This is a genomic window from Kytococcus schroeteri, from assembly GCF_002847825.1.
Taxonomy (GTDB): domain Bacteria; phylum Actinomycetota; class Actinomycetes; order Actinomycetales; family Dermatophilaceae; genus Kytococcus; species Kytococcus schroeteri.
In genome coordinates this window covers 1-18764 of the sequence record NZ_PKIZ01000020.1, presented here as the reverse complement: position 1 = coordinate 18764, position 18764 = coordinate 1, and the positions used below count along the sequence as shown (strand labels likewise).

Sequence of the window (18764 nt, the reverse complement as noted above, 5' to 3'; positions counted from 1 at the left end):
CTGTTCGGCGACCACGCGGACGCCGGGGGCCGGAAGCTGCCGCTGACCTCCCCGGGCATGCGGGCCGTGCCCCCGCCGCCCCCCGAGGTCTCCGGCATCGACTGGCAGAACGCCGGCTACGCCGTGCAGTGGTGGCTCTTCGCCGTCTTCGGCCTGTGGGTCGCCGTGCGCATGCTGTACGACGAGTCCCGGCAGGCGCAGGTAGCCTCGTCCCCCGAGACCCCAGACTCAGGAGAGTGACCGTGGCCCAGCCGATCATGCGACCGCACAGCGCGGACGACCCCACCATCCGCCCCAAGCTCACGGTGTGGCGGGTGCTGGCCTTCGTGGAGTCCGTCGCCCTGCTGATCCTCATCGGGGTGATGGTGGCCAAGTACGGCTTCGGCATGGACCGGCTCAGCCAGGTCTGGTCGCCCATCCACGGGTTCATCTTCATGGCCTACGCCGTGGCCACCGCCGTGCTCTGCTTCGGCCTGCACTGGGGCCTGGGCCGGATGCTGTGGATCATGCTCTCGGGCTGCATCCCCTTCTGGTCGTTCGTCATGGAGCGCACGGTCACCCGGGACGCGCGCCTGCAGGTCGACGGCCCCTTCCGCTCCACCCGCCGGGACCTGCGCGACTGAGCCCCGACACCCCGGCCAGCCACCAGCGCGAGCGCCCACCCGCACCGGGTGGGCGCTCGCGCTGCCAGTAGGCTGCGCCCCGTGACCGAGCTCCAAACGAACCCCGTCCTCGTCGTCGACTTCGGCGCCCAGTACGCGCAGCTCATCGCCCGCCGGGTGCGTGAGGCCGACGTGTACTCGGAGGTCGTCCCGCACGACATGCCCGCTGCGGAGGTGCTCGCCAAGGAGCCCGCCGCGCTGATCCTCTCCGGCGGCCCGTCGTCGGTGTACGCCGACGGCGCCCCGCGCCTGGCCGAGGGCCTGCTCGAGGCCGGGGTGCCGGTGTTCGGCATCTGCTATGGCTTCCAAGCCATGACCCAGGCGCTCGGCGGCACGGTGGCCCACACCGGCCAGCGCGAGTACGGCTCGACCCCCGCCACCGTGGTCCCGGGTGTGGACTCGGTGCTCTTCGCCGGCCAGCCCACCGAGCAGTCGGTGTGGATGTCCCACGGCGATGCGGTGAGCGAGGCCCCGCAGGGCATGACCACCACCGCCTCCACCCCGGGCGCGCCCGTCGCGGCCTTCGAGGACCGCGAGCGCCGCCTCTTCGGCGTGCAGTGGCACCCCGAGGTCATGCACTCCGCGCACGGGCAGGCGGTGCTGGAGAACTTCCTGCGCGAGGGGGCTGGCCTGGAGGGCCGCTGGACCAACGAGAACGTCATCGAGACGCTCGTGGAGGACATCCGCGCCCAGGTCGGCGAGGACCGCGTCATCTGCGCCCTGTCCGGCGGCGTGGACTCCTCGGTGGCCGCGGCCCTGGTGCAGAAGGCCGTCGGCGACCAGCTCACCTGCGTGTTCGTGGACCACGGCCTGCTGCGCTCCGGCGAGCGCGAGCAGGTGGAGCAGGACTTCGTCGCGGCCACCGGCGTCGACCTGGTGACCGTGGACGCGACCGCCCAGTTCCTCGACGCGCTGGCCGGCCAGACCGACCCGGAGACCAAGCGCAAGACCATCGGCCGGGAGTTCATCCGCACCTTCGAGCAGGCGGCGCGCGACGTGGTGGCCGGTCGGGCGGGGGAGCACGCCGACGACGAGCACCCGGTGAAGTGGCTGGTGCAGGGCACCCTCTACCCGGACGTCGTGGAGTCCGGGGGCGGTGCGGGCACGGCCACCATCAAGTCGCACCACAACGTGGGCGGCCTGCCCGACGACCTGCAGTTCGGCCTCGTGGAGCCGCTGCGCATGCTGTTCAAGGACGAGGTGCGCGCCATCGGCCGCGAGCTCGGCGTGCCCGAGGTGATCGTGGCCCGTCAGCCCTTCCCCGGCCCGGGCCTGGGCATCCGCATCATCGGCGAGGTGACGGCCGACCGCCTGGAGACCCTGCGGGCGGCGGACGCCATCGCGCGCGAGGAACTCACGGCCGCCGGCCTGGACGACACGATCTGGCAGTGCCCGGTGGTGCTGCTGGCCGACGTGCGCTCGGTGGGCGTGCAGGGCGACGGGCGGACCTACGGCCACCCGATCGTGCTGCGTCCGGTGAGCTCCGAGGACGCGATGACCGCCGACTGGACGCGTCTTCCCTACGAGGTGCTGGAGCGCATCTCCACCCGCATCACCAACGAGGTGGACGAGGTGAACCGGGTGGTGCTCGACGTGACGAGCAAGCCGCCGGGAACCATTGAGTGGGAGTGAGGCGGAGCCGAACTCGGTGAGGTGGGAGTGAGGCGGAGCCGAACTCGGTGAGGTGGGAGTGAGGCGCAGGTCCCCCTCCCCTGACCGCCCGGAGATCCGTCTGTGGTCCACGTGCCCGCCCGACGGGGCGCACCCTTGGACCGCGCAGGCGGATCTCTGTGTGCGAGGGGCTCCTCCGGGCTAGGGGGTGCCCGGGCGGTTGCCGGCCCGGCCGGCGGTGAGGATCCACACGACGCCGGCCACGAGGCCCGCGGGCACGTGCAGCACGTTGGTGAAGAGGCTGAACAGCAGCACCGCGGCCGAGGCACCGGCCGGTGAGGCCCCGCCGGCCACGAGGATCGCCAGGGCACCGGCCTCGGTGACCCCCATCGAGCCGGGGGTCACCGGGAAGGCCGTGAGCAGGCGCCCCACCGCGTAGGCGGCGAAGGCCTGCACGGGGGAGATGTCCACGCCCATGAAGCGCAGGCACAGCCAGAACACCACGCCGTAGAGGCCGAGGAATCCGGCCATCCCGGCGGTCATGGTCCACCCGCCGGTGCGGACGGTGGTGGCGATGCGTTCGCGGAGTTCCAGCGCCACCCGGCGGAAGTCGTCGCGCTCCACCTCGAGACGTCCGATGAAGGGGCTTGCCAGCCAGCCGATGGACGACCCCAGCGACCCGGCCACGGTCCGCGAGGCCACGGCCAGGACGAAGAAGAGGAGCAGTCCGCCGCCGGCCACACCGCCCACGGTGAGGGCGAAGACCACCTGGCGCGGCAGGGTGCCCACGGCCTCCCAGAGCATCCACGCTGCGGCGATGGCCGGCAGGGCGGCCCGCCCCAGGATGTTCCACACGCCGATCACGGTGAGGGCCGAGGAGACGTCCTTGCGGGCGAAGCCCCAGCTGCGGAACATTGCATACGTGGCGCCCACGCCCACCGCGCCGCCGAGGGGGAAGGTGGTGGAGATCATCGTGCCCACGAGGTTGCTGATGACGGCCTGCCCGGTGCGCAGCCCACGGATGGACCCGGTCATCACGAACGTGTAGCAGAGCACCGCTGCCGAGGTGAGGCCAGTGAGCCACGCGATGTCCGAGGTGCTCAGGCGGCGCAGCTGGGTGCCGATCTGGCTCCAGCTCGTGTCGGCGATCCAGGGCAGGCCCCACACGATGATGACGCCGGCCACGGCCAGCCCCACGAACGCGGAGGCGATGCGGGCCGGGGAGAGGGGGGCGCCCTGGGGGTCCAGGTCGTCCTCGACGGTGTCGGGGGCCGGGGTGGCGGGGTGCTCGCTCATCGCCCGCCATCCTCCCTCACGCCCGGGGCGGGGCGGTGGCACTCGGGCACCGCGGGGGCGTCGTGTCCCGGTGGGGGTGTCAGCCCGTGGTGGGATGGGGCGCATGAGCGACGTGACCTACCACCGGCCCGACCCGACGGGCGGGGTGCCGCTGTTCGTCCGGGTGGGGGAGGCCGTGCTGGCCGTGGGGCACGGCGTGGACCCCACCTGGTTGGCCGCCGAGCTGGGGGCGCCGGCCGTCGAGGGGGCGGCGCCGCGGGTGGCCGCCGGCGACCTGCGGGAGGCGCGCGGGGCCCTGGAGCGGCCGCTCGTGCTGGACCACACGGCGGGGTACGACCCGCGGGACCTTCCCGCCGCGAGCGCTCCGGGCATGGTGGTGGAGGCCGAGTCGACGGTGCGCCGGCAGCGGGTGGCCACGCACGCGGTGGTGTTCGACCCGGCGGGCACCCAGGTGCTGCTCACCGGTCTGTGGGACGCCCGCAGCGAGACCGAGTTCTGGAACTGGCCCGGTGGTGGGGTGGACCCGGGGGAGACCTTCGAGGAGGCGCTCGCCCGCGAGGTGTGGGAGGAGACCGGTCACGCGCTGGCCAGGGCCGAGCCGCTCGCGGTGCGCTCGTGGACCGGGCGCGGCACCACCGGTGAGGGCGAGCTGGAGGACTACCACGGCATCAGCCTGGTCTGGGTGGCGGAGGCCGACCGGGTGGCCGAGCCCGTGGTGCACGACGTGGGGGGCTCCACCACGAGTGCGGCATGGGTGGACCTGGACGACGAGCGGGTGGGCGGTCGCATCCGGCGCAACACCGAGGACCTTCGGCGGGCGGTGGCGGCCCGGGCGCGGCGGCTGGGGGAGCGACCGGCCGGCTGAGCCGGCGGGCCTCGTCAGGGGCCGCGCCGGCAGGGGGAGGGCGGGCGCCGCGTTCTCAGAGGAGGTGCCAGAGGCTGGCCACGAGCACGTCGAGCACGGCCAGCCCACCGGCGGCGTTGCGCACCGAGGGGGCCTCCTCGCCGCGGCGCTCCTTGCTGGCGGCCACCTCGGCGAGGGCCAGCACGAGCAGGGCGATGACGAGCTTCACACCGATCTTCACGTGGTCCAGCTCGCGGCCGTCGGCCTCGGCCAGGCCCACCAGGAGCACGCCGGTGAGCAGCTGGAGCCGGGCGCCCCAGACCATGACGGTGTTCATCACGTCCGCGCGCAGGGAGACGAGCCAGCCGCCCACCAGGGCCGCCATGCCCAGCAGGTGGAGGGAGGCCAGGAGCTCGTAGACGATGTGCATGCCGGCCATCGTAGGAGCGGCCGAGGTCGTCGGTGCAGCGACCTACGATGGGTCCACCATGAGCAACCCCTTCGCAGAACTCGACCTCTTCGGCACCACGGCACCGTCCGGGAGCGAGGGGGGGTCCCCCGCCGGGGCCGGGGAGCCGGGGGTGGGGGCCGACGGCGTGCCCGACTGGGCGCGGGCGGACGGCCCGCCGCCGTCCACCGGCTCGGCGCGGGTCCGGCGCCCCGGGGCGCCGGCGACCCCGGCCTCGGAGGAGGACCTGCTCGAGGGGCTCAACCCGCCGCAGCGTGAGGCGGTGCTCCACAGCGGCAGCCCGCTGCTCATCATCGCCGGGGCCGGGTCGGGCAAGACCCGCGTTCTGACCCACCGCATCGCCCACCTGCTGCGGCACCGCGGCGTGCACCCCGGGCAGGTGCTGGCCATCACGTTCACCAACAAGGCCGCCGCCGAGATGCGCGAGCGGGTGGAGTCCCTCGTGGGACCGGCCGCCCGTGCCATGTGGGTGTCCACCTTCCACTCGGCCTGCGTGCGCATCCTGCGGCGCGAGGCGAAGACCATCGGCCTGCGCTCCACCTTCTCCATCTACGACGCCGCGGACAGCACCCGCCTGCTCAGCCTGGTGGTCCGCGAGCTCGACCTGGACCCCAAGCGCTTCCCGCCCGGTGCGGTGGGGCACCGCATCTCCGCGGCCAAGAACGAGCTGGTCGACGCCGAGGCCTTTGCCGCGGCGGCCGGGGACAACCCGTACGACCGCGCCATCGCCGAGGTGTACACGCGCTACAGCCAGCGCCTGCGCGAGGCGAACGCGCTGGACTTCGACGACCTCATCATGACGACGGTCAACATCCTGCAGGCCTTCCCGGCCATCGCGGAGCACTACCGCCGCCGGTTCCGCCACATCCTGGTGGACGAGTACCAGGACACCAACCACGCTCAGTACGTGCTGGTGCGCGAGCTCACCGGCGGCGCCGGGGCGACCGGCGGCCTCGAGTCCGGACAGGAGCCCGGCGAGCACCAGGTGCCGCCGGCCGAGCTGTGCGTGGTGGGTGACGCCGACCAGTCCATCTACGCCTTCCGCGGCGCCACCATCCGCAACATCATCGAGTTCGAGACCGACTACCCGCAGGCGCGCACCATCCTGCTGGAGCAGAACTACCGCTCCACCCAGACCATCCTCACCGCGGCCAACACGCTCATCGAGCGCAACGAGCGCCGCCGTGCCAAGAACCTCTGGTCGCAGGCCGGGGACGGCGAGCAGATCGTGGCCTACGTGGCCGACAACGAGCACGACGAGGCGAGCTTCGTGGCCGAGCGCATCGACGACCTCGTCGACGCCGGCAAGGCCGTGCCCGGCGACGTGGCGGTGTTCTACCGCACCAACGCGCAGTCCCGTGCCCTGGAGGAGGTCTTCGTCCGCGTGGGCCTGCCCTACCGGGTGGTGGGCGGCACGCGCTTCTACGAGCGCCGCGAGATCAAGGACGCCCTGGCCTACCTGCGGGTGCTGGTCAACCCGCTCGACACGGTCAACCTGCGCCGCATCCTCAACGTGCCCAAGCGCGGCATCGGCGACCGGGCCGAGGGGGCGCTGGTGGCCCTGGCCGAGCGGGAGCGCATCCCCTTCGTCGCCGCGCTCGGCCGCGCCGAGGACGCCCCCGGGCTCGCGGTGCGCTCGCTGCGGGCCGTGCAGGGCTTCTCCGCGCTGCTGGAGGCGCTGCGCACCGTGGCCGAGGCCGGTGGCGGGGTGGCCGACGTCCTCGAGGCGGTGCTGGAACAGACCGGCTACGCCCAGCAGCTGCGCGACTCCGACGACCCGCAGGACGAGAGCCGGCTGGAGAACCTCGCCGAGCTGGTCTCCGTGGGGCGCGAGTTCGACGAGGCCGCGGCCGACCCCGACAGCCCCTCCGCCGGTACCGCCAGCGGTACCGAGCACCTGGCGGCCTTCCTCGAGCAGGTCTCGCTGGTGGCCGACACCGACGCCGGTGCCGAGGAGGACGACGGCAGGGGCGTGGTCACCCTCATGACCCTCCACAGTGCCAAGGGGCTGGAGTTCCCGGTGGTCTTCCTCACCGGCCTCGAGGACGGCACCTTCCCGCACATGCGCTCGCTCAACGACCCCGACGAGCTCGAAGAGGAGCGCCGGCTGGCCTACGTGGGCATCACCCGCGCCCGTGAGCGCCTGCACCTCTCGCGGGCCACGGTCCGCTCGGCCTACGGCTCGCCGCAGTACAACCCGCCCTCGCGCTTCCTCGCCGAGCTGCCCGAGCACCTGCTGCGCTGGGAGCGCGAGGGGGCCGCTGCCGCCCACGCCCCCACGAGCCAGCCCGGGGTCGCCCGCCTGGCCGGCCGCATCGCGCCGGAGCGCACGCGCACGGTCGTGGCGCTGGAGGCCGGGGACCGCGTCACCCACGACTCGTTCGGCCTGGGCACCGTGGTGCGCGTGGACGGTGCCGGCGACAAGGCGATGGCGCACGTGGACTTCGGGGGAGAGCTCGGCACCAAGCGCCTGCTGCTGCGCTACGCGCCGGTCGAGAAGCTCTGACCACGACGCGCCGGGGCGTGATCCAGGTCGCATCGACCGCCGGGAGCCGGTGCACGGTGAGGGACTAGAGTCACCGGAGGCAGGCCCGTGCACGCGGGCCGGCAACAACAGTCGAAATCGTGAGGACGGTGTCAACTCGTGGATCTCTTCGAGTACCAGGCCCGTGACATGTTCGAGAAGCACGGGGTTCCGGTGCTGGCCGGTGAGGTCGCCACCACCCCCGAGGACGCTCGGGCTGCCGCGGAGCGAATCGGGCAGAAGTCCGGTGGAGTCGTGGTCGTCAAGGCCCAGGTCAAGACCGGTGGTCGTGGCAAGGCCGGTGGTGTGAAGCTCGCCAAGTCCCCGGAGGAGGCCGAGGAGGCCGCCCGTCAGATCCTGGGCATGGACATCAAGGGCCACACCGTGCACAAGGTGATGATCGCCCAGGGCGCCAAGATCGCCGAGGAGTACTACTTCTCCATCCTGCTGGACCGCGCCAACCGCTCCTACCTGGCCATGTGCTCCAAGGAGGGCGGCGTCGAGATCGAGCAGCTCGCCGTCGAGCGCCCGGAGGCCCTGGCCCGCATCGAGATCGACCCGTCGGTGGGCCTGGACGACGCCAAGGCGAAGGAGATCGTGGAGGCCGCCGGCTTCACCGACTCCCAGGACAAGATCGCCGAGGTCCTCAAGACCCTGTACACGGTCTACACCGAGGAGGACGCCTCCTTGGTCGAGGTGAATCCGCTGGTCAAGACCGAGGACGGCGAGATCGTCGCCCTCGACGGCAAGGTCACCCTCGACGGCAACTCCGACTTCCGCCAGCCGCACCACGCCGAGCTGGAGGACAAGGACGCCGCCGACCCGCTGGAGGCCAAGGCCAAGGCCATGGACCTCAACTACGTGAAGCTCGACGGCAACGTCGGCATCATCGGCAACGGCGCCGGCCTCGTGATGTCCACCCTCGACGTCGTGGCCTACGCCGGCCAGGACAAGACCGGTGGCAAGGCCAAGCCGGCCAACTTCCTCGACATCGGCGGTGGCGCCTCGGCCGAGGTCATGGCCAACGGCCTGGACGTCATCCTGGGCGACGAGCAGGTCAAGTCCGTGTTCGTCAACGTCTTCGGTGGCATCACCGCGTGCGACGCCGTGGCCAACGGCATCGTCAAGGCCCTGGAGATGCTGGGCGACGACGCCACCAAGCCGCTGGTCGTGCGCCTCGACGGCAACAACGTCGAGGAGGGCCGCCGCATCCTCGCGGAGGCCAACCACCCGCTGGTGAGCATTGCCGACACGATGGACGGCGGCGCCGAGAAGGCTGCCGAGCTGGCCGCGAAGGAGAACTGAGCATGGCGATCTTCCTGAACAACGACTCCAAGGTCATCGTCCAGGGCATGACCGGCTCCGAGGGCATGAAGCACACCCAGCGCATGCTCGCCTCGGGCACGAACGTCGTCGGTGGCGTGAACCCGCGCAAGGCCGGCACCGAGGTCGAGTTCGAGGGTGGCCACAAGGTCCCCGTCTTCGGCTCGGTCAAGGAGGCCATGGAGGCCACCGGTGCGAACGTCTCCGTGCTGTTCGTCCCGCCGAAGTTCTCCAAGGACGCCGTGCTGGAGGCCGTGCAGGCCGAGATCGAGCTGGCCGTCGTCATCACCGAGGGCATCCCGGTGCAGGACTCCGCCGAGTTCTGGGCCGAGGCCAAGAAGGCGGGCAAGACCCGCATCATCGGCCCGAACTGCCCCGGCATCATCAGCCCCGGTCAGTCCAACGCGGGCATCATCCCGGCCGACATCGCCGGCCCGGGCCGCATCGGCCTGGTGTCCAAGTCGGGCACGCTGACCTACCAGATGATGTACGAGCTGGGTGAGTTCGGCTTCTCCACTGCCATCGGCATCGGCGGCGACCCGATCGTGGGCACCACCCACATCGACGCCCTCGAGGCCTTCCAGGCCGACCCCGACACCGACGCCATCGTGATGATCGGTGAGATCGGTGGCGACGCCGAGGAGCGCGCCGCGGAGTACATCAAGGCCAACGTCACCAAGCCGGTCGTCGGCTACGTGGCCGGCTTCACCGCCCCGGAGGGCAAGACCATGGGCCACGCCGGCGCCATCGTCTCCGGTTCCTCCGGCACGGCCGAGGCCAAGAAGGAGGCCCTCGAGGCCGCCGGCGTCAAGGTCGGCAAGACGCCGTCCGAGACCGCCGAGCGCATGCGCGAGATCATGAAGGGCCTGCAGGGCTGACGTCCTGCTGACCCTCGAAGGGGCCCGGTCCGCTGGACCGGGCCCCTTCCGCGTGCCCCGGCGGGTTCGCCCCGCCGGGTGCCCCGCCGGCCGGCATGATGGGTCCGATGCCCACCCCCTCCGCCGCCCCTGCCCGTCGTGGCGCCGCCCGTCGGCCCGCTGCCCCTGCCGCCTCCCCCCTGGCCTCCGGCCTCGTCGCCGGCGGGGGATGGGGCCTCCTCGTGGCCCTCGTGGTGCACCTGCTGGCCGTGCTGATGGTGCTGGTGGCCTGGGTGGTCTCGCCGTCCACGCAGTGGACGGCCGGCGACTCGATCGGCATCGGCCTGCGGGCCAGCGCCATGGCGCACGGTGCGGCGGTGGCCGTGGGCGCGAGCGGCCCCGAGGGCGAGACGCTCACCCTGCACGGCGGACCCACGGTGCTGGCGCTGGTCGGGGCCTGGGGCGTCTGGCGCTCGGTGCGCACCCTCGTGGGCTGCGTGGAGGCGGCGGCGGGCGAGGACGTGGGGGACGACGTCGTGCTGGTGCCGGCGGCCGGCGTGGCGGCGGGCTACCTCGTGGGGCACGCCCTGCCCCTGCTGCTGGCCGGCCGGCTGGGAACGGCCGGGTCCGCCGGCTCCTGGGTGCTGGGTCTGTTCCTGGTGGCGCTCCTCCCCGCCGTGGTGGGCCTGGTCACGGCCTGCTCGCCCGCGCGCCGGGACGTGTGGTTCTCCGACTGGCCGGGCGATGCCGGCGAGCTGCTCCAGGACGCACTCGTCCCGGCGGGCCGGGCGCTGCGGTGGCTGGCCGTGGCCGGTGCCCTCGTGGTGGTGGCCTGCCTCGTGGTGCGCTGGCCGCAGGTGGCGGCCGTGCACCGGGTGACCGGGGCCGATGGGGGAGCGGGTGTGGTGCTCACCGCCGTCCAGGGTGGGTGGCTGCCCACCGCCGTGGGGTGGGGCACGGCGTGGCTGGCCGGACCCGGGGTGGTCGTGCCGTCGGGGGCGTTCACGCCCGGGGGCGCCCCGCATCTGGCCCTCCCGGCCGTTCCCGTGCTCGGAGCGCTCCCGGGGCAGGGGACCTTCTCGCCGTGGTGGTGGGCGGTGCTGCTCGTGCCGATGGCGGTGGGAGCCTTCCTGCCGCCGGTCGCCCGGGCCCAGGCCGAGCAGTTCGTGCAGGAGGCCGGCACCCCGGGGGTCGCGGCCCGTGCCCTGCTGGCCTGCGCCCTCGTGGGGATCGGGGCCACCGCCCTGGGCCCGCTGCTGGGGGTGGGGGTCGCACCCGGTGCGTTGGAGCGCCTGCACCCGCATCCCCTCTGGGGACTCGCGCTGGCCGCGGAGCTCGCGGTGGGGGTGGGGCTGCGGTTGGCCATGGACCACCTGCGGCAGCGCGCCGGGGCGCAGCGCGCGGAGGCCGGACGCGTCAGCGCTGGGTGATCTGCTCCATCGTGGCCGGCAGCTGGGCCCGGCAGTCGTCCAGGGCCTGCAGCGTGTTGGCCGCGCTGGTGCACTCGTGGGCGCGCACCGTGGCGTCGAGGAAGAGCAGTGGCGCCAGCGCCCCGACGAGGAGCATGGAGGTGAGCACGAAGCCCAGCGCGGTCCACAGCACGGTGGGCAGCGGGGCACGCCCCGCCTGGGCCCGAAGCGTGCGGAAGAAGAAGAACAGGGCCGGCAGCAGCGCCACCACGGCCACGAGGTTGCGCGGGAAGTCCAGCATTCCCAGCAGCGCACCGGTGACCAGAAGCAGGCCGGCGCGCCGCGAGTCGCGGAGCACCTCGGGGTTGGGCGCGTCCGGCACGCGGCCGCGGGGGGACTGGGCGGGCTGGCTCACGGGTCTCCTGCAGGACGAGTGATCGGTGGAGGGCCGAGTCTAGGAGGTGCGGGGGCGCTCCACCGGGCCTTCCCGCGGGGGCGTCCCCCGGGGTGGTCGGGGCGCGCACAGTACACGACGGCCCCTCGTGACGGAGGGCACGTCTCGAGCCCGCTGCACGGGTTGCGCTCAGGTGTCAGGGGGCTAGGTTGATGAGTGAGGCCCCTCTCGAGGGGGAAACGACCACCGGTCCCTCGGGCCGGCTAGGAGGAACCATGATCAGCAAGGACCAGCTCCGTACCCTGCGCGACGGCGACCTCTACAGCGTCGACGGCGACAAGATCGGCTCCATCGGTGAGATCTACCTGGACGACCGCACCAACGAGCCCGAGTGGGTGACCGTCAACACGGGCCTCTTCGGCACCTCGCAGTCGTTCGTGCCGCTGGCCGGTGCCACCGTCACCGACAACGGCCTGACCGTCCAGTACTCCAAGGACAAGGTGAAGGACGCCCCCCGCGTGGACGGCGACGAGCACCTGGACGTGGAGCAGGAGCGCGAGCTCTACCGCTACTACGAGGTGTCCGGTGACTCCGCCGAGGTGACCGAGCGTCGCAGCGACGACGTGGCCGCCGGCACCGCTGCCGCCGGCACCGCTGCCGCCGGTGTCGCCGACCGCGACCGCGTGGACGCCGACCGCGACGTGGACGCCGACCGCGACCGCGTGGACGCCGACCGCGACGTGGCCGACCGCGTCGACACCGACGGCGACACCATGGTCCGCCACGAGGAGCGCCTCAACGTGGGCACCGAGCGCGTCGACGGTGGCGAGCTGCGTCTGCGCAAGTACGTGGACACCGAGGAGCAGACCGTGACCGTGCCGGTCACCACCGAGTCGGCCAAGGTCGTCTCCCGCCCGGTGGACGGCAACACCGTGGACAACGGTGAGGCCTTCCGCGAGGAGGAGATCGACGTGCACCTGGAGTCCGAGCGCCCCGTGGTCTCCAAGGAGACCGTCGCGGTGGAGGAGGTCGGCATCGAGACCGAGCGCCACACCGAGAACGTCGAGGTCTCCGACTCCGTCCGCAAGGAGCGCGTCGAGGTCGAGGGTGAGGACGTCGACGGCACCCGTCGCTGAGACCCCTCACCGGACGGTCGACGCCCGCCGCTGACGACCGGGACCCCCGCACCCCTCGGGTGCGGGGGTCCCGCCGTGTGCGGGGGCAGGGCGCGCGTCGGGGAGCCCCTCAGGTCGCGAGCCAGAGGCACCAGGTGACCCACGCGGAGACCACCATGGACGGCCCGAAGGGCAGGTGCGTGCGGCGGGTGGCACGCCCCAGGGCCATGAGCACCACGGCCCACAGCGCGCCCACCGCGAACGCTCCCCACGCCGCCAGGAGGAAGGGGCCCCATCCCATCCACCCGGTGAGCGTCCCCACGGCCAGCGCGAGCTTGACGTCACCCAGGCCGATGCCGCCGGCGGTGAGGAAGCTCAGCAGCAGGTAGACCCCGCCGAGCACGAGCCCGGCCGTGAGCGCCCGCACCAGGGACCCGACCGGCTCGCCGGTGGCGGTCGCCAGCGCCAGCAGGGCCGCCGCGGTGGTCGCAGCCGGCAGGGTGAGGCGGTCGGGGAGCCGGTGGACGTCGAGGTCCACCGCCGAGGCCACGGCCCCGGCCAGAACGGCCGCGGCCCCCACCAGGGCCAGCACCAGTAGTGGCACCCCGGGTCGCTCGCCGGAGAGCGCGTCCTGCCACGCCGGAGAGGCCAGGGCGCCGGGGACCGCCACCCCGAGGCCCACGGCGGCCGGCAGCCAGGCGAAGCGCGGCGGGGGAGCGGGGTCGTCGGTGGGGCGACGGTGGTGCCCGGCGGCCAGGGCCACGCGCACGCGGGCGCCGACGGCGAGGCCCAGCAGCGCCAAGGAGCAGGCCACGACGGCCGCGATCGGGGACATGCCGGCACCGTAGCGAGTGCCCTCGGTCCGCCACGTGCGTCGTCCACAGCCCACTACCCTGACGCCGTGACCACCCCCACCGCGTCCTCCCAGTCCACCGTCGCCCCGGACCGCCTGCGGGTGGTGGTGCTGCTCTCCGGGGCCGGCTCCACGGCCCAGGCCGTGTTCGACGCCGCCGCCGGTGACGCCCCGTTCACGGTGGTGGGCGTGGTGGCCGACCGGGAGGCCGAGGGCCTGCAGCGCGCCGCCGCGCACGGCATCGCCACGCAGGTGGTGGCTCCGCACGACCACGCCGACCGGGCCGCCTGGGACGCCGCCCTCGCCGACGCGGTGGACGCCCTGGCCCCGGACGTGGTGCTCTCCGCGGGCTTCATGCGCATCCTCGGCGCAGCCTTCCTGGACCGCTTCGGCGGGCGCACGCTCAACGCCCACCCGGCCCTGCTGCCGAGCTTCCCCGGCGCCCACGGCGTGCGCGACGCACTGGCCCACGGCGTACGGGTGACGGGCTGCACCCTCCACCTCGTCGACGCCGGTGTGGACACCGGCCCGATCGTGGCCCAGCGCGCCGTGGAGGTGCTCCCCGGCGACGACGAGGCGGGGCTCCACGAGCGCATCAAGGAGCGCGAGCGGGAGATGCTCGTGACCGAGCTGACCCGCATCGCCACCGAGGGGCTGCCGACCGGGCGCTGAGGGGGAGTGCGGCGCCCTAGACTGGGGCCACACGACTGGCGCAGGTGGGCCACCACCGGGAAGTGACGATTCGAGGGCATCGCCCGCCTGGGTGCCCCGGCAACCGACGAGACGGAGTCACCGTGAGCACCGAGTCCACCATCCGCCCCATCCGCCGCGCGCTGCTCAGCGTGTTCGACAAGACGGGCCTCGACGAGCTGGGTCGTGGCCTGGCCGAGGCCGGCGTCGAGATCGTCTCCTCCGGGGGGTCGGCCCAGCACCTGCGGTCCCTGGGCGTGCCGGTCACCCCGGTGGAGGAGGTCACCGGCTTCCCGGAGTGCCTCGACGGGCGCGTGAAGACGCTGCACCCCCACATCCACGCCGGGATCCTGGCCGACCGCACCCGCACCGACCACGCCCAGCAGCTCGAGGACCTCGGCGTGGCCGGCTTCGACCTCGTGGTGGTGAACCTCTACCCCTTCGCCGAGACCGTGGCCTCCGGCGCCGACCGTGACGCGATCATCGAGAAGATCGACATCGGTGGTCCGTCGATGGTGCGCGCCGCTGCCAAGAACCACGCCAGTGTGGCGGTGGTGGTGGACCCGGCGAGCTACCCCCGCGTACTCGAGGCCGTGCGCTCCGGCGGCCTGGACCTCGCCGCACGCCGCGAGCTGGCCGCCGCCGCCTTCGCCCACACCGCCGCCTACGACGTGGCGGTCTCCACGTGGATGGCGCAGGACACCGCCGCCGAGGGTGAGCAGTTCGGTGCCCACCGCTCGGCCGCCTGGGAGCTGGCCGACACGTTGCGCTACGGGGAGAACCCCCACCAGGCCGCGGCCCTGTACCGCGACGTGGTGGCCGGAGACGCCCCCGCCCCCGGCGTGGCCGGCGCCCAGCAGCTGCACGGCAAGGCCATGAGCTACAACAACTACGTGGACGCCGACGCCGCCTGGCGCGCCGCCCACGACCACGGCGACCAGCCGACCGTGGCCGTGGTCAAGCACGCCAACCCGTGCGGCATCGCCGTGGGGCCGGACGTCGCCACCGCCCACGCCCGCGCCCACGCCTGCGACCCGGTGAGCGCCTTCGGGGGGATCATCGCCGCCAACCGCGAGGTGACGCGCGAGATGGCCGAGACGGTCAAGGACGTCTTCACCGAGGTGGTCATCGCCCCGTCCTTCGCGCCCGAGGCCGTGGAGCTGCTCACCGCCAAGAAGAACATCCGCCTGCTCACCGCCCGGGCGCCGGAGCGGGCCGGCCAGGAGCTGCGCCCCATCAGCGGCGGCCTGCTCGTGCAGGAGCGCGACGTGCTCGACGCCCCCGGTGACGACGCCGCGGCTTGGGAGTTGGTGGCCGGCGAGGCCGCCGACGAGGCCACCCTGGCCGACCTGCAGTTCGCCTGGCGCGCGGTGCGGGCCACCAAGTCCAACGCCATCCTGCTGGCCAAGGACGGCGCGAGCGTCGGCATCGGCATGGGGCAGGTGAACCGCGTGGACTCCTGCCACCTGGCGGTCTCCCGCGCCGGCGAGGAGCGCGCCCGCGGCTCCGTGGCCGCCTCGGACGCGTTCTTCCCCTTCGCCGACGGCCTGCAGGTGCTGCTCGATGCCGGCGTGCGCGCCGTGGTGCAGCCCGGTGGGTCGATGCGCGACGAGGAGGTCGTGGCCGCCGCCCGCGAGGCCGGGGTCACGATGTACCTCACCGGTACCCGCCACTTCGCCCACTGAGTTCTGGGACGATGACGGACATGACCGCTCAGATCCTCGACGGACGCACGGTTCTCCAGGAGATCAAGGACGACCTCACGACCCGCGTGAAGGCCCTCCTGGACGCCGGCCACACCCCCGGCCTGGCCACCATCCTCGTGGGTGAGGACCCCGGCAGCCAGTGGTACGTGGGGGCCAAGCACAAGGACTGCGCCCAGATCGGCCTGCCCAGCTACCGCCACGACCTGCCGGCCAGCGCCAGCCAGGCCGAGGTGGAGGAGCTCATCGACGAGCTCAACGCCGACAACCGCGTGACGAGCTTCCTCGTGCAGCAGCCCACCGGCCTCGACGAGTTCGCGCTGCTCTCCCGCGTGGCCCCGCACAAGGACGTGGACGGGCTGCACCCCTACAACCTCGGCAGCCTGGTGCACGGGGTGGAGGCCCCGCGTGCCTGCACGCCGGCCGGCGTCATCGAGCTGCTGCGCCGCTACGAGGTGCCGTTGGAGGGCGCCGAGGTGGTGGTGGTGGGCCGCGGTCTCACCGTGGGGCGCCCGCTGGCGCTGATGCTCGCCGAGCGCTCGGTGAACGCCACCACCACGGTGGTGCACACCGGCACCCGCGACCTCGCCTCCCACCTGCGCCGCGCCGACGTGGTGGTGGCCGCCTCCGGCGTGCCCGGCATGGTGACCGCCGACATGGTGAAGCCCGGTGCCGCGGTGCTCGACGTGGGCGTCTCCCGGGTGGACGGGAAGATCGTGGGTGACGTGGCCGAGGACGTGGCCGAGGTGGCGGGCTGGGTCAGCCCCAACCCCGGCGGCGTGGGCCCGATGACGCGCGCCATGCTGCTGCGCAACGTGGTGGAGGCCGCGGAGCGTGACGCCGCCGCCTGAGCGCCGCGCCGGGTGGTCGGGGCCGCTGGCGGACAAGCGTGGCCCCTCCATCCGCCCCCTGGACCGGCTCGTGGACCTCGGGGCGTGGTGGCTGACCCTCGCCCTCCTGGCCGCCGGCACAGTGATGGTGGTGCTGCACGAGGTGCGTCCGGCCGTGATGGTGCTGGCCACCGGGGCGGCCCTGGGGGCGCTCCTGCGTGCGGTGCTGCCCGAGCGCCTCGCCGGCGGGCTGGTCACGCGCAGTCGGTGGGCGGACGTGCTCATGTGGCTGCTCATGTCCGGTCTGCTGTGGACGATGGCGCGCCTCATCCGCCTCTGAGGCGCTGCCGAGGCTCGACCAGCTGGCCTCACGCGACGAAGGGCCGACCCCGCACGGGGTCGGCCCTTCGTCGCGTGAGGGGGTGTCAGCCCTGGATGAGGCCCTTCTCGCGCACGGTGTCGCGCTCCTCGGCCAGCTCGGCCACGGAGGCGTCGATCCTGCCGCGGGAGAACTCGTCGATCTCCAGGCCCTGCACGATCTCCCAGGTGCCGTTCTTGGTGGTCACCGGGAAGGAGGAGATGAGGCCCTCGGGCACGCCGTAGGAGCCGTCGGAGCACACGGCCATGGACGTCCAGTCGCCCTCGGCGGTGCCCTGCAGCCAGGTACGGGTGTGGTCCATGGTGGCGGTGGCGGCGGAGGCGGCCGAGGACGAGCCGCGGGCCTCGATGATGGCCGCGCCGCGCTGCGCCACGGTGGGGATGAAGTCGTTCTCCAGCCACGCCTGGTCGTCCACGACCTCGGCGGCCGGCTTGCCGTTGATGGTGGCGTGGAAGATGTCCGGGTACTGGGTGGCCGAGTGGTTGCCCCAGATGGTCATGCGCTGGATGTCGGTGGTGCGCACGCCGGCCTTGGTGGCCAGCTGGGCCTTGGCGCGGTTGTGGTCCAGGCGGGTGAGGGCCGAGAACCGCTCGGTGGGGATGTCGGGCGCGTTGTTCATGGCGATGAGCGCGTTGGTGTTGGCCGGGTTGCCGGTGACGGTGATGCGGATGTCGTCGGCGGCCACCTCGTTGAGGGCCTGGCCCTGGCCGGTGAAGATCTGGCCGTTGGCCTCGAGCAGGTCCGAGCGCTCCATGCCCTTGCCGCGCGGGCGGGCGCCCACCAGCATCGCGACGTTGGCGCCGTCGAACACCTTCTTGGCGTCGTCGCCGATCTCCACGCCCGACAGCAGCGGGAAGGCGCTGTCCTCGAGCTCCATCACGACGCCCTCGAGGGCGGGGAGAGCCGGGGTGATCTCGAGCAGGCGGAGCTGGACGGGGGTGTCCGGGCCGAGCAGCTCGCCCGCGGCGATGCGGAAGAGCAGGGAGTAGCAGATCTGGCCGGCGGCGCCGGTCACGGCGACCTTGACGGGCTGGGTCACGAGAACCTCCTGTGTCAGACGTGGAACCGGTCACAACCGTACTGCCCGGGCCGGGGGGTCACCGCACCGGTGGTGGGCGGAGGACGTGCGAGCCGGTGGGTGGGGAGGACTGGGCCGGCTCGGCTGGCGGGGCTGTGGACGGGGCGGGGTGGGCGCTGCTCGTCCACATGTCCGATGGTGGGGTTGCTTTGAGTAGGTTGTGTGTACTATTCTGGGGGTAGTTGATCGGACGGGGGTCCGGTCACGGGGCACGTCGGAAGGGGGCGTGGTGGGCGACAGGTTCGAGTACGTGGGGTCCGGGGCGGGGCAGGCCCCGGCGGTGGGTGTTGGCTCGCCGGCCCCCGAGGCGACGGGCCCGGACCCGTTGGGCGCAGTGGATGCTGCGTTCGACCGGGTCGACGCGGCCCTGGACACCCTGATGGGGGCACTCGCGGCGGTGGAGTCCACCCCGGCTGGCGCGTTGGCGTGGTCGGCCGACCGGGCCCGCGGCCTGGCATCCCGCGCCGCGGTGGTGACCAACCGGGCCGCCAGGGTGCGCTCCCGGGTGGTGTCCGTGGTCGGGTCCGCCCGGCAGGACGGTGGCCTGCACCACCTGGACGACGCCCAACTGGTCGCCGGCGCCGGGCACCGCGAGAAGGGCGAGGCCCGCCGCGACCAGGCCCTGGCCGACGCCCTGGGCAACAGTGCCCCCACCCCCACGCCCGGGGCCGGGGCCGGGGCCGGGCGTGGGGAGGACGGTGACCGGGCCGGCAGACACGGTGTGGCC

At 73.3% G+C, this 18764-nt stretch carries 17 protein-coding genes, 2 pseudogenes and 1 riboswitch; of the genes and pseudogenes, 14 read left to right on the top strand and 5 right to left on the bottom strand.

Translation table 11 applies throughout. The features are described 5' to 3' along the window. The 3 genes and pseudogenes from CYJ76_RS12520 to guaA form a co-directional block, all read left to right on the top strand. Nucleotides 1-240: pseudogene (locus CYJ76_RS12520) on the top strand (hypothetical protein); the annotation flags it as partial. 2 nt (nucleotides 241-242) lie between these two features. Continuing rightward, nucleotides 243-623 carry a DUF3817 domain-containing protein gene (locus tag CYJ76_RS09790; protein WP_237769703.1) on the top strand — a complete coding sequence of 127 codons (381 nt, stop codon included), beginning with the start codon at nucleotides 243-245 and terminating at the stop codon, nucleotides 621-623. Nucleotides 624-704: 81 nt separating this feature from the next. Further along, a complete protein-coding gene (gene guaA, locus CYJ76_RS09785; RefSeq protein ID WP_070705734.1) occupies nucleotides 705-2294 on the top strand; it encodes a glutamine-hydrolyzing GMP synthase in 1590 nt (529 codons plus the stop codon). Between the two features lie 180 nt (nucleotides 2295-2474). On the opposite strand, the gene CYJ76_RS09780 is transcribed toward guaA, so the two are convergent. Continuing rightward, the gene (locus tag CYJ76_RS09780; protein ID WP_168168509.1) at nucleotides 2475-3569 is read right to left on the bottom strand and encodes a lysylphosphatidylglycerol synthase transmembrane domain-containing protein; all 1095 of its coding nucleotides are present in this window, start codon (nucleotides 3567-3569) and stop codon (nucleotides 2475-2477) included. Nucleotides 3570-3672: 103 nt separating this feature from the next. On the opposite strand from CYJ76_RS09780, the gene CYJ76_RS09775 reads away from it, so the two are divergent. Beyond that, the gene (locus CYJ76_RS09775) at nucleotides 3673-4434 is read left to right on the top strand and encodes an NUDIX hydrolase (protein WP_101849993.1); all 762 of its coding nucleotides are present in this window, start codon (nucleotides 3673-3675) and stop codon (nucleotides 4432-4434) included. A gap of 55 nt (nucleotides 4435-4489) precedes the next feature. Here CYJ76_RS09775 and CYJ76_RS09770 read toward each other — a convergent pair whose 3' ends face one another. Beyond that, nucleotides 4490-4843: a hypothetical protein gene (locus CYJ76_RS09770; protein ID WP_070705624.1), complete on the bottom strand. Its 354-nt coding sequence runs from the start codon at nucleotides 4841-4843 to the stop codon at nucleotides 4490-4492. 58 nt (nucleotides 4844-4901) lie between these two features. Here CYJ76_RS09770 and pcrA point away from each other — a divergent pair, with 58 nt between their 5' ends. From pcrA to CYJ76_RS09750, 4 genes are all read left to right on the top strand, one after another. Next, nucleotides 4902-7388, top strand: coding sequence for a DNA helicase PcrA (pcrA, locus tag CYJ76_RS09765; protein WP_101850003.1), 2487 nt, complete (start codon nucleotides 4902-4904; stop codon nucleotides 7386-7388). 138 nt (nucleotides 7389-7526) lie between these two features. Beyond that, on the top strand, nucleotides 7527-8711 hold the full coding sequence (gene sucC, locus CYJ76_RS09760) for an ADP-forming succinate--CoA ligase subunit beta (protein WP_070704300.1): 1185 nt from the start codon (nucleotides 7527-7529) through the stop codon (nucleotides 8709-8711). Between the two features lie 2 nt (nucleotides 8712-8713). Then, nucleotides 8714-9607 carry a succinate--CoA ligase subunit alpha gene (sucD, locus tag CYJ76_RS09755; RefSeq protein ID WP_101849992.1) on the top strand — a complete coding sequence of 298 codons (894 nt, stop codon included), beginning with the start codon at nucleotides 8714-8716 and terminating at the stop codon, nucleotides 9605-9607. A gap of 107 nt (nucleotides 9608-9714) precedes the next feature. Then, entirely contained in the window at nucleotides 9715-11016 is a 1302-nt protein-coding gene (locus CYJ76_RS09750; protein ID WP_101849991.1) for a cell division protein PerM, read from the top strand. Here the strand turns inward: CYJ76_RS09750 and CYJ76_RS09745 are convergent. Beyond that, nucleotides 11003-11410 carry a hypothetical protein gene (locus CYJ76_RS09745; RefSeq protein WP_101849990.1) on the bottom strand — a complete coding sequence of 136 codons (408 nt, stop codon included), beginning with the start codon at nucleotides 11408-11410 and terminating at the stop codon, nucleotides 11003-11005. The two genes, CYJ76_RS09750 and CYJ76_RS09745, sit on opposite strands and share 14 nt — an antisense overlap. A gap of 254 nt (nucleotides 11411-11664) precedes the next feature. Between CYJ76_RS09745 and CYJ76_RS09740 the strand changes: the two genes are divergently transcribed. Then, nucleotides 11665-12525 carry a YsnF/AvaK domain-containing protein gene (locus tag CYJ76_RS09740; RefSeq protein ID WP_101849989.1) on the top strand — a complete coding sequence of 287 codons (861 nt, stop codon included), beginning with the start codon at nucleotides 11665-11667 and terminating at the stop codon, nucleotides 12523-12525. 109 nt (nucleotides 12526-12634) lie between these two features. Here the strand turns inward: CYJ76_RS09740 and CYJ76_RS09735 are convergent, their stop codons facing one another. Further along, nucleotides 12635-13339 (bottom strand): prepilin peptidase, encoded by a 705-nt coding sequence (locus CYJ76_RS09735; protein WP_101849988.1) that lies wholly within the window; start codon nucleotides 13337-13339, stop codon nucleotides 12635-12637. A 114-nt stretch (nucleotides 13340-13453) separates the two neighbouring features. Between CYJ76_RS09735 and purN the strand changes: the two genes are divergently transcribed. The 4 genes from purN to CYJ76_RS09715 all read left to right on the top strand — a co-directional run bounded on the left by purN (nucleotide 13454) and on the right by CYJ76_RS09715 (nucleotide 16920). Next, nucleotides 13454-14029 carry a phosphoribosylglycinamide formyltransferase gene (gene purN, locus CYJ76_RS09730; protein ID WP_070705732.1) on the top strand — a complete coding sequence of 192 codons (576 nt, stop codon included), beginning with the start codon at nucleotides 13454-13456 and terminating at the stop codon, nucleotides 14027-14029. Between the two features lie 21 nt (nucleotides 14030-14050). Further along, nucleotides 14051-14129, top strand: a riboswitch (ZMP/ZTP riboswitch). Between the two features lie 22 nt (nucleotides 14130-14151). Next, nucleotides 14152-15732: a bifunctional phosphoribosylaminoimidazolecarboxamide formyltransferase/IMP cyclohydrolase gene (gene purH, locus CYJ76_RS09725; protein ID WP_070705730.1), complete on the top strand. Its 1581-nt coding sequence runs from the start codon at nucleotides 14152-14154 to the stop codon at nucleotides 15730-15732. 20 nt (nucleotides 15733-15752) lie between these two features. Further along, nucleotides 15753-16601: a bifunctional methylenetetrahydrofolate dehydrogenase/methenyltetrahydrofolate cyclohydrolase gene (locus CYJ76_RS09720; protein WP_070705731.1), complete on the top strand. Its 849-nt coding sequence runs from the start codon at nucleotides 15753-15755 to the stop codon at nucleotides 16599-16601. After that, nucleotides 16585-16920: a DUF3017 domain-containing protein gene (locus CYJ76_RS09715; RefSeq protein ID WP_070705729.1), complete on the top strand. Its 336-nt coding sequence runs from the start codon at nucleotides 16585-16587 to the stop codon at nucleotides 16918-16920. The genes CYJ76_RS09720 and CYJ76_RS09715 overlap by 17 nt, the downstream gene beginning before the upstream one ends. An 85-nt stretch (nucleotides 16921-17005) precedes the next feature. Here CYJ76_RS09715 and CYJ76_RS09710 read toward each other — a convergent pair whose 3' ends face one another. Then, nucleotides 17006-17998, bottom strand: coding sequence for a malate dehydrogenase (locus CYJ76_RS09710; protein WP_202816722.1), 993 nt, complete (start codon nucleotides 17996-17998; stop codon nucleotides 17006-17008). A gap of 268 nt (nucleotides 17999-18266) precedes the next feature. Between CYJ76_RS09710 and CYJ76_RS09705 the strand changes: the two are divergent. Continuing rightward, nucleotides 18267-18764 (top strand): annotated as a pseudogene (locus tag CYJ76_RS09705) (hypothetical protein); the annotation flags it as partial.

What these genes read in the sequence shown, in the direction of transcription:
- CYJ76_RS09780 (WP_168168509.1), bottom strand. Translation starts at nt 3,569, where the DNA reads ATGAGCGAGCACCCCGCCACCCCGGCCCCCGACACCGTCGAGGACGAC.
- CYJ76_RS09735 (WP_101849988.1), bottom strand. Translation starts at nt 13,339, where the DNA reads ATGTCCCCGATCGCGGCCGTCGTGGCCTGCTCCTTGGCGCTGCTGGGC.
- CYJ76_RS09770 (WP_070705624.1), bottom strand. Translation starts at nt 4,843, where the DNA reads ATGCACATCGTCTACGAGCTCCTGGCCTCCCTCCACCTGCTGGGCATG.
- sucD (WP_101849992.1), top strand. Translation starts at nt 8,714, where the DNA reads ATGGCGATCTTCCTGAACAACGACTCCAAGGTCATCGTCCAGGGCATG.
- CYJ76_RS09740 (WP_101849989.1), top strand. Translation starts at nt 11,665, where the DNA reads ATGATCAGCAAGGACCAGCTCCGTACCCTGCGCGACGGCGACCTCTAC.
- CYJ76_RS09750 (WP_101849991.1), top strand. Translation starts at nt 9,715, where the DNA reads ATGCCCACCCCCTCCGCCGCCCCTGCCCGTCGTGGCGCCGCCCGTCGG.
- CYJ76_RS09775 (WP_101849993.1), top strand. Translation starts at nt 3,673, where the DNA reads ATGAGCGACGTGACCTACCACCGGCCCGACCCGACGGGCGGGGTGCCG.
- CYJ76_RS09720 (WP_070705731.1), top strand. Translation starts at nt 15,753, where the DNA reads ATGACCGCTCAGATCCTCGACGGACGCACGGTTCTCCAGGAGATCAAG.
- pcrA (WP_101850003.1), top strand. Translation starts at nt 4,902, where the DNA reads ATGAGCAACCCCTTCGCAGAACTCGACCTCTTCGGCACCACGGCACCG.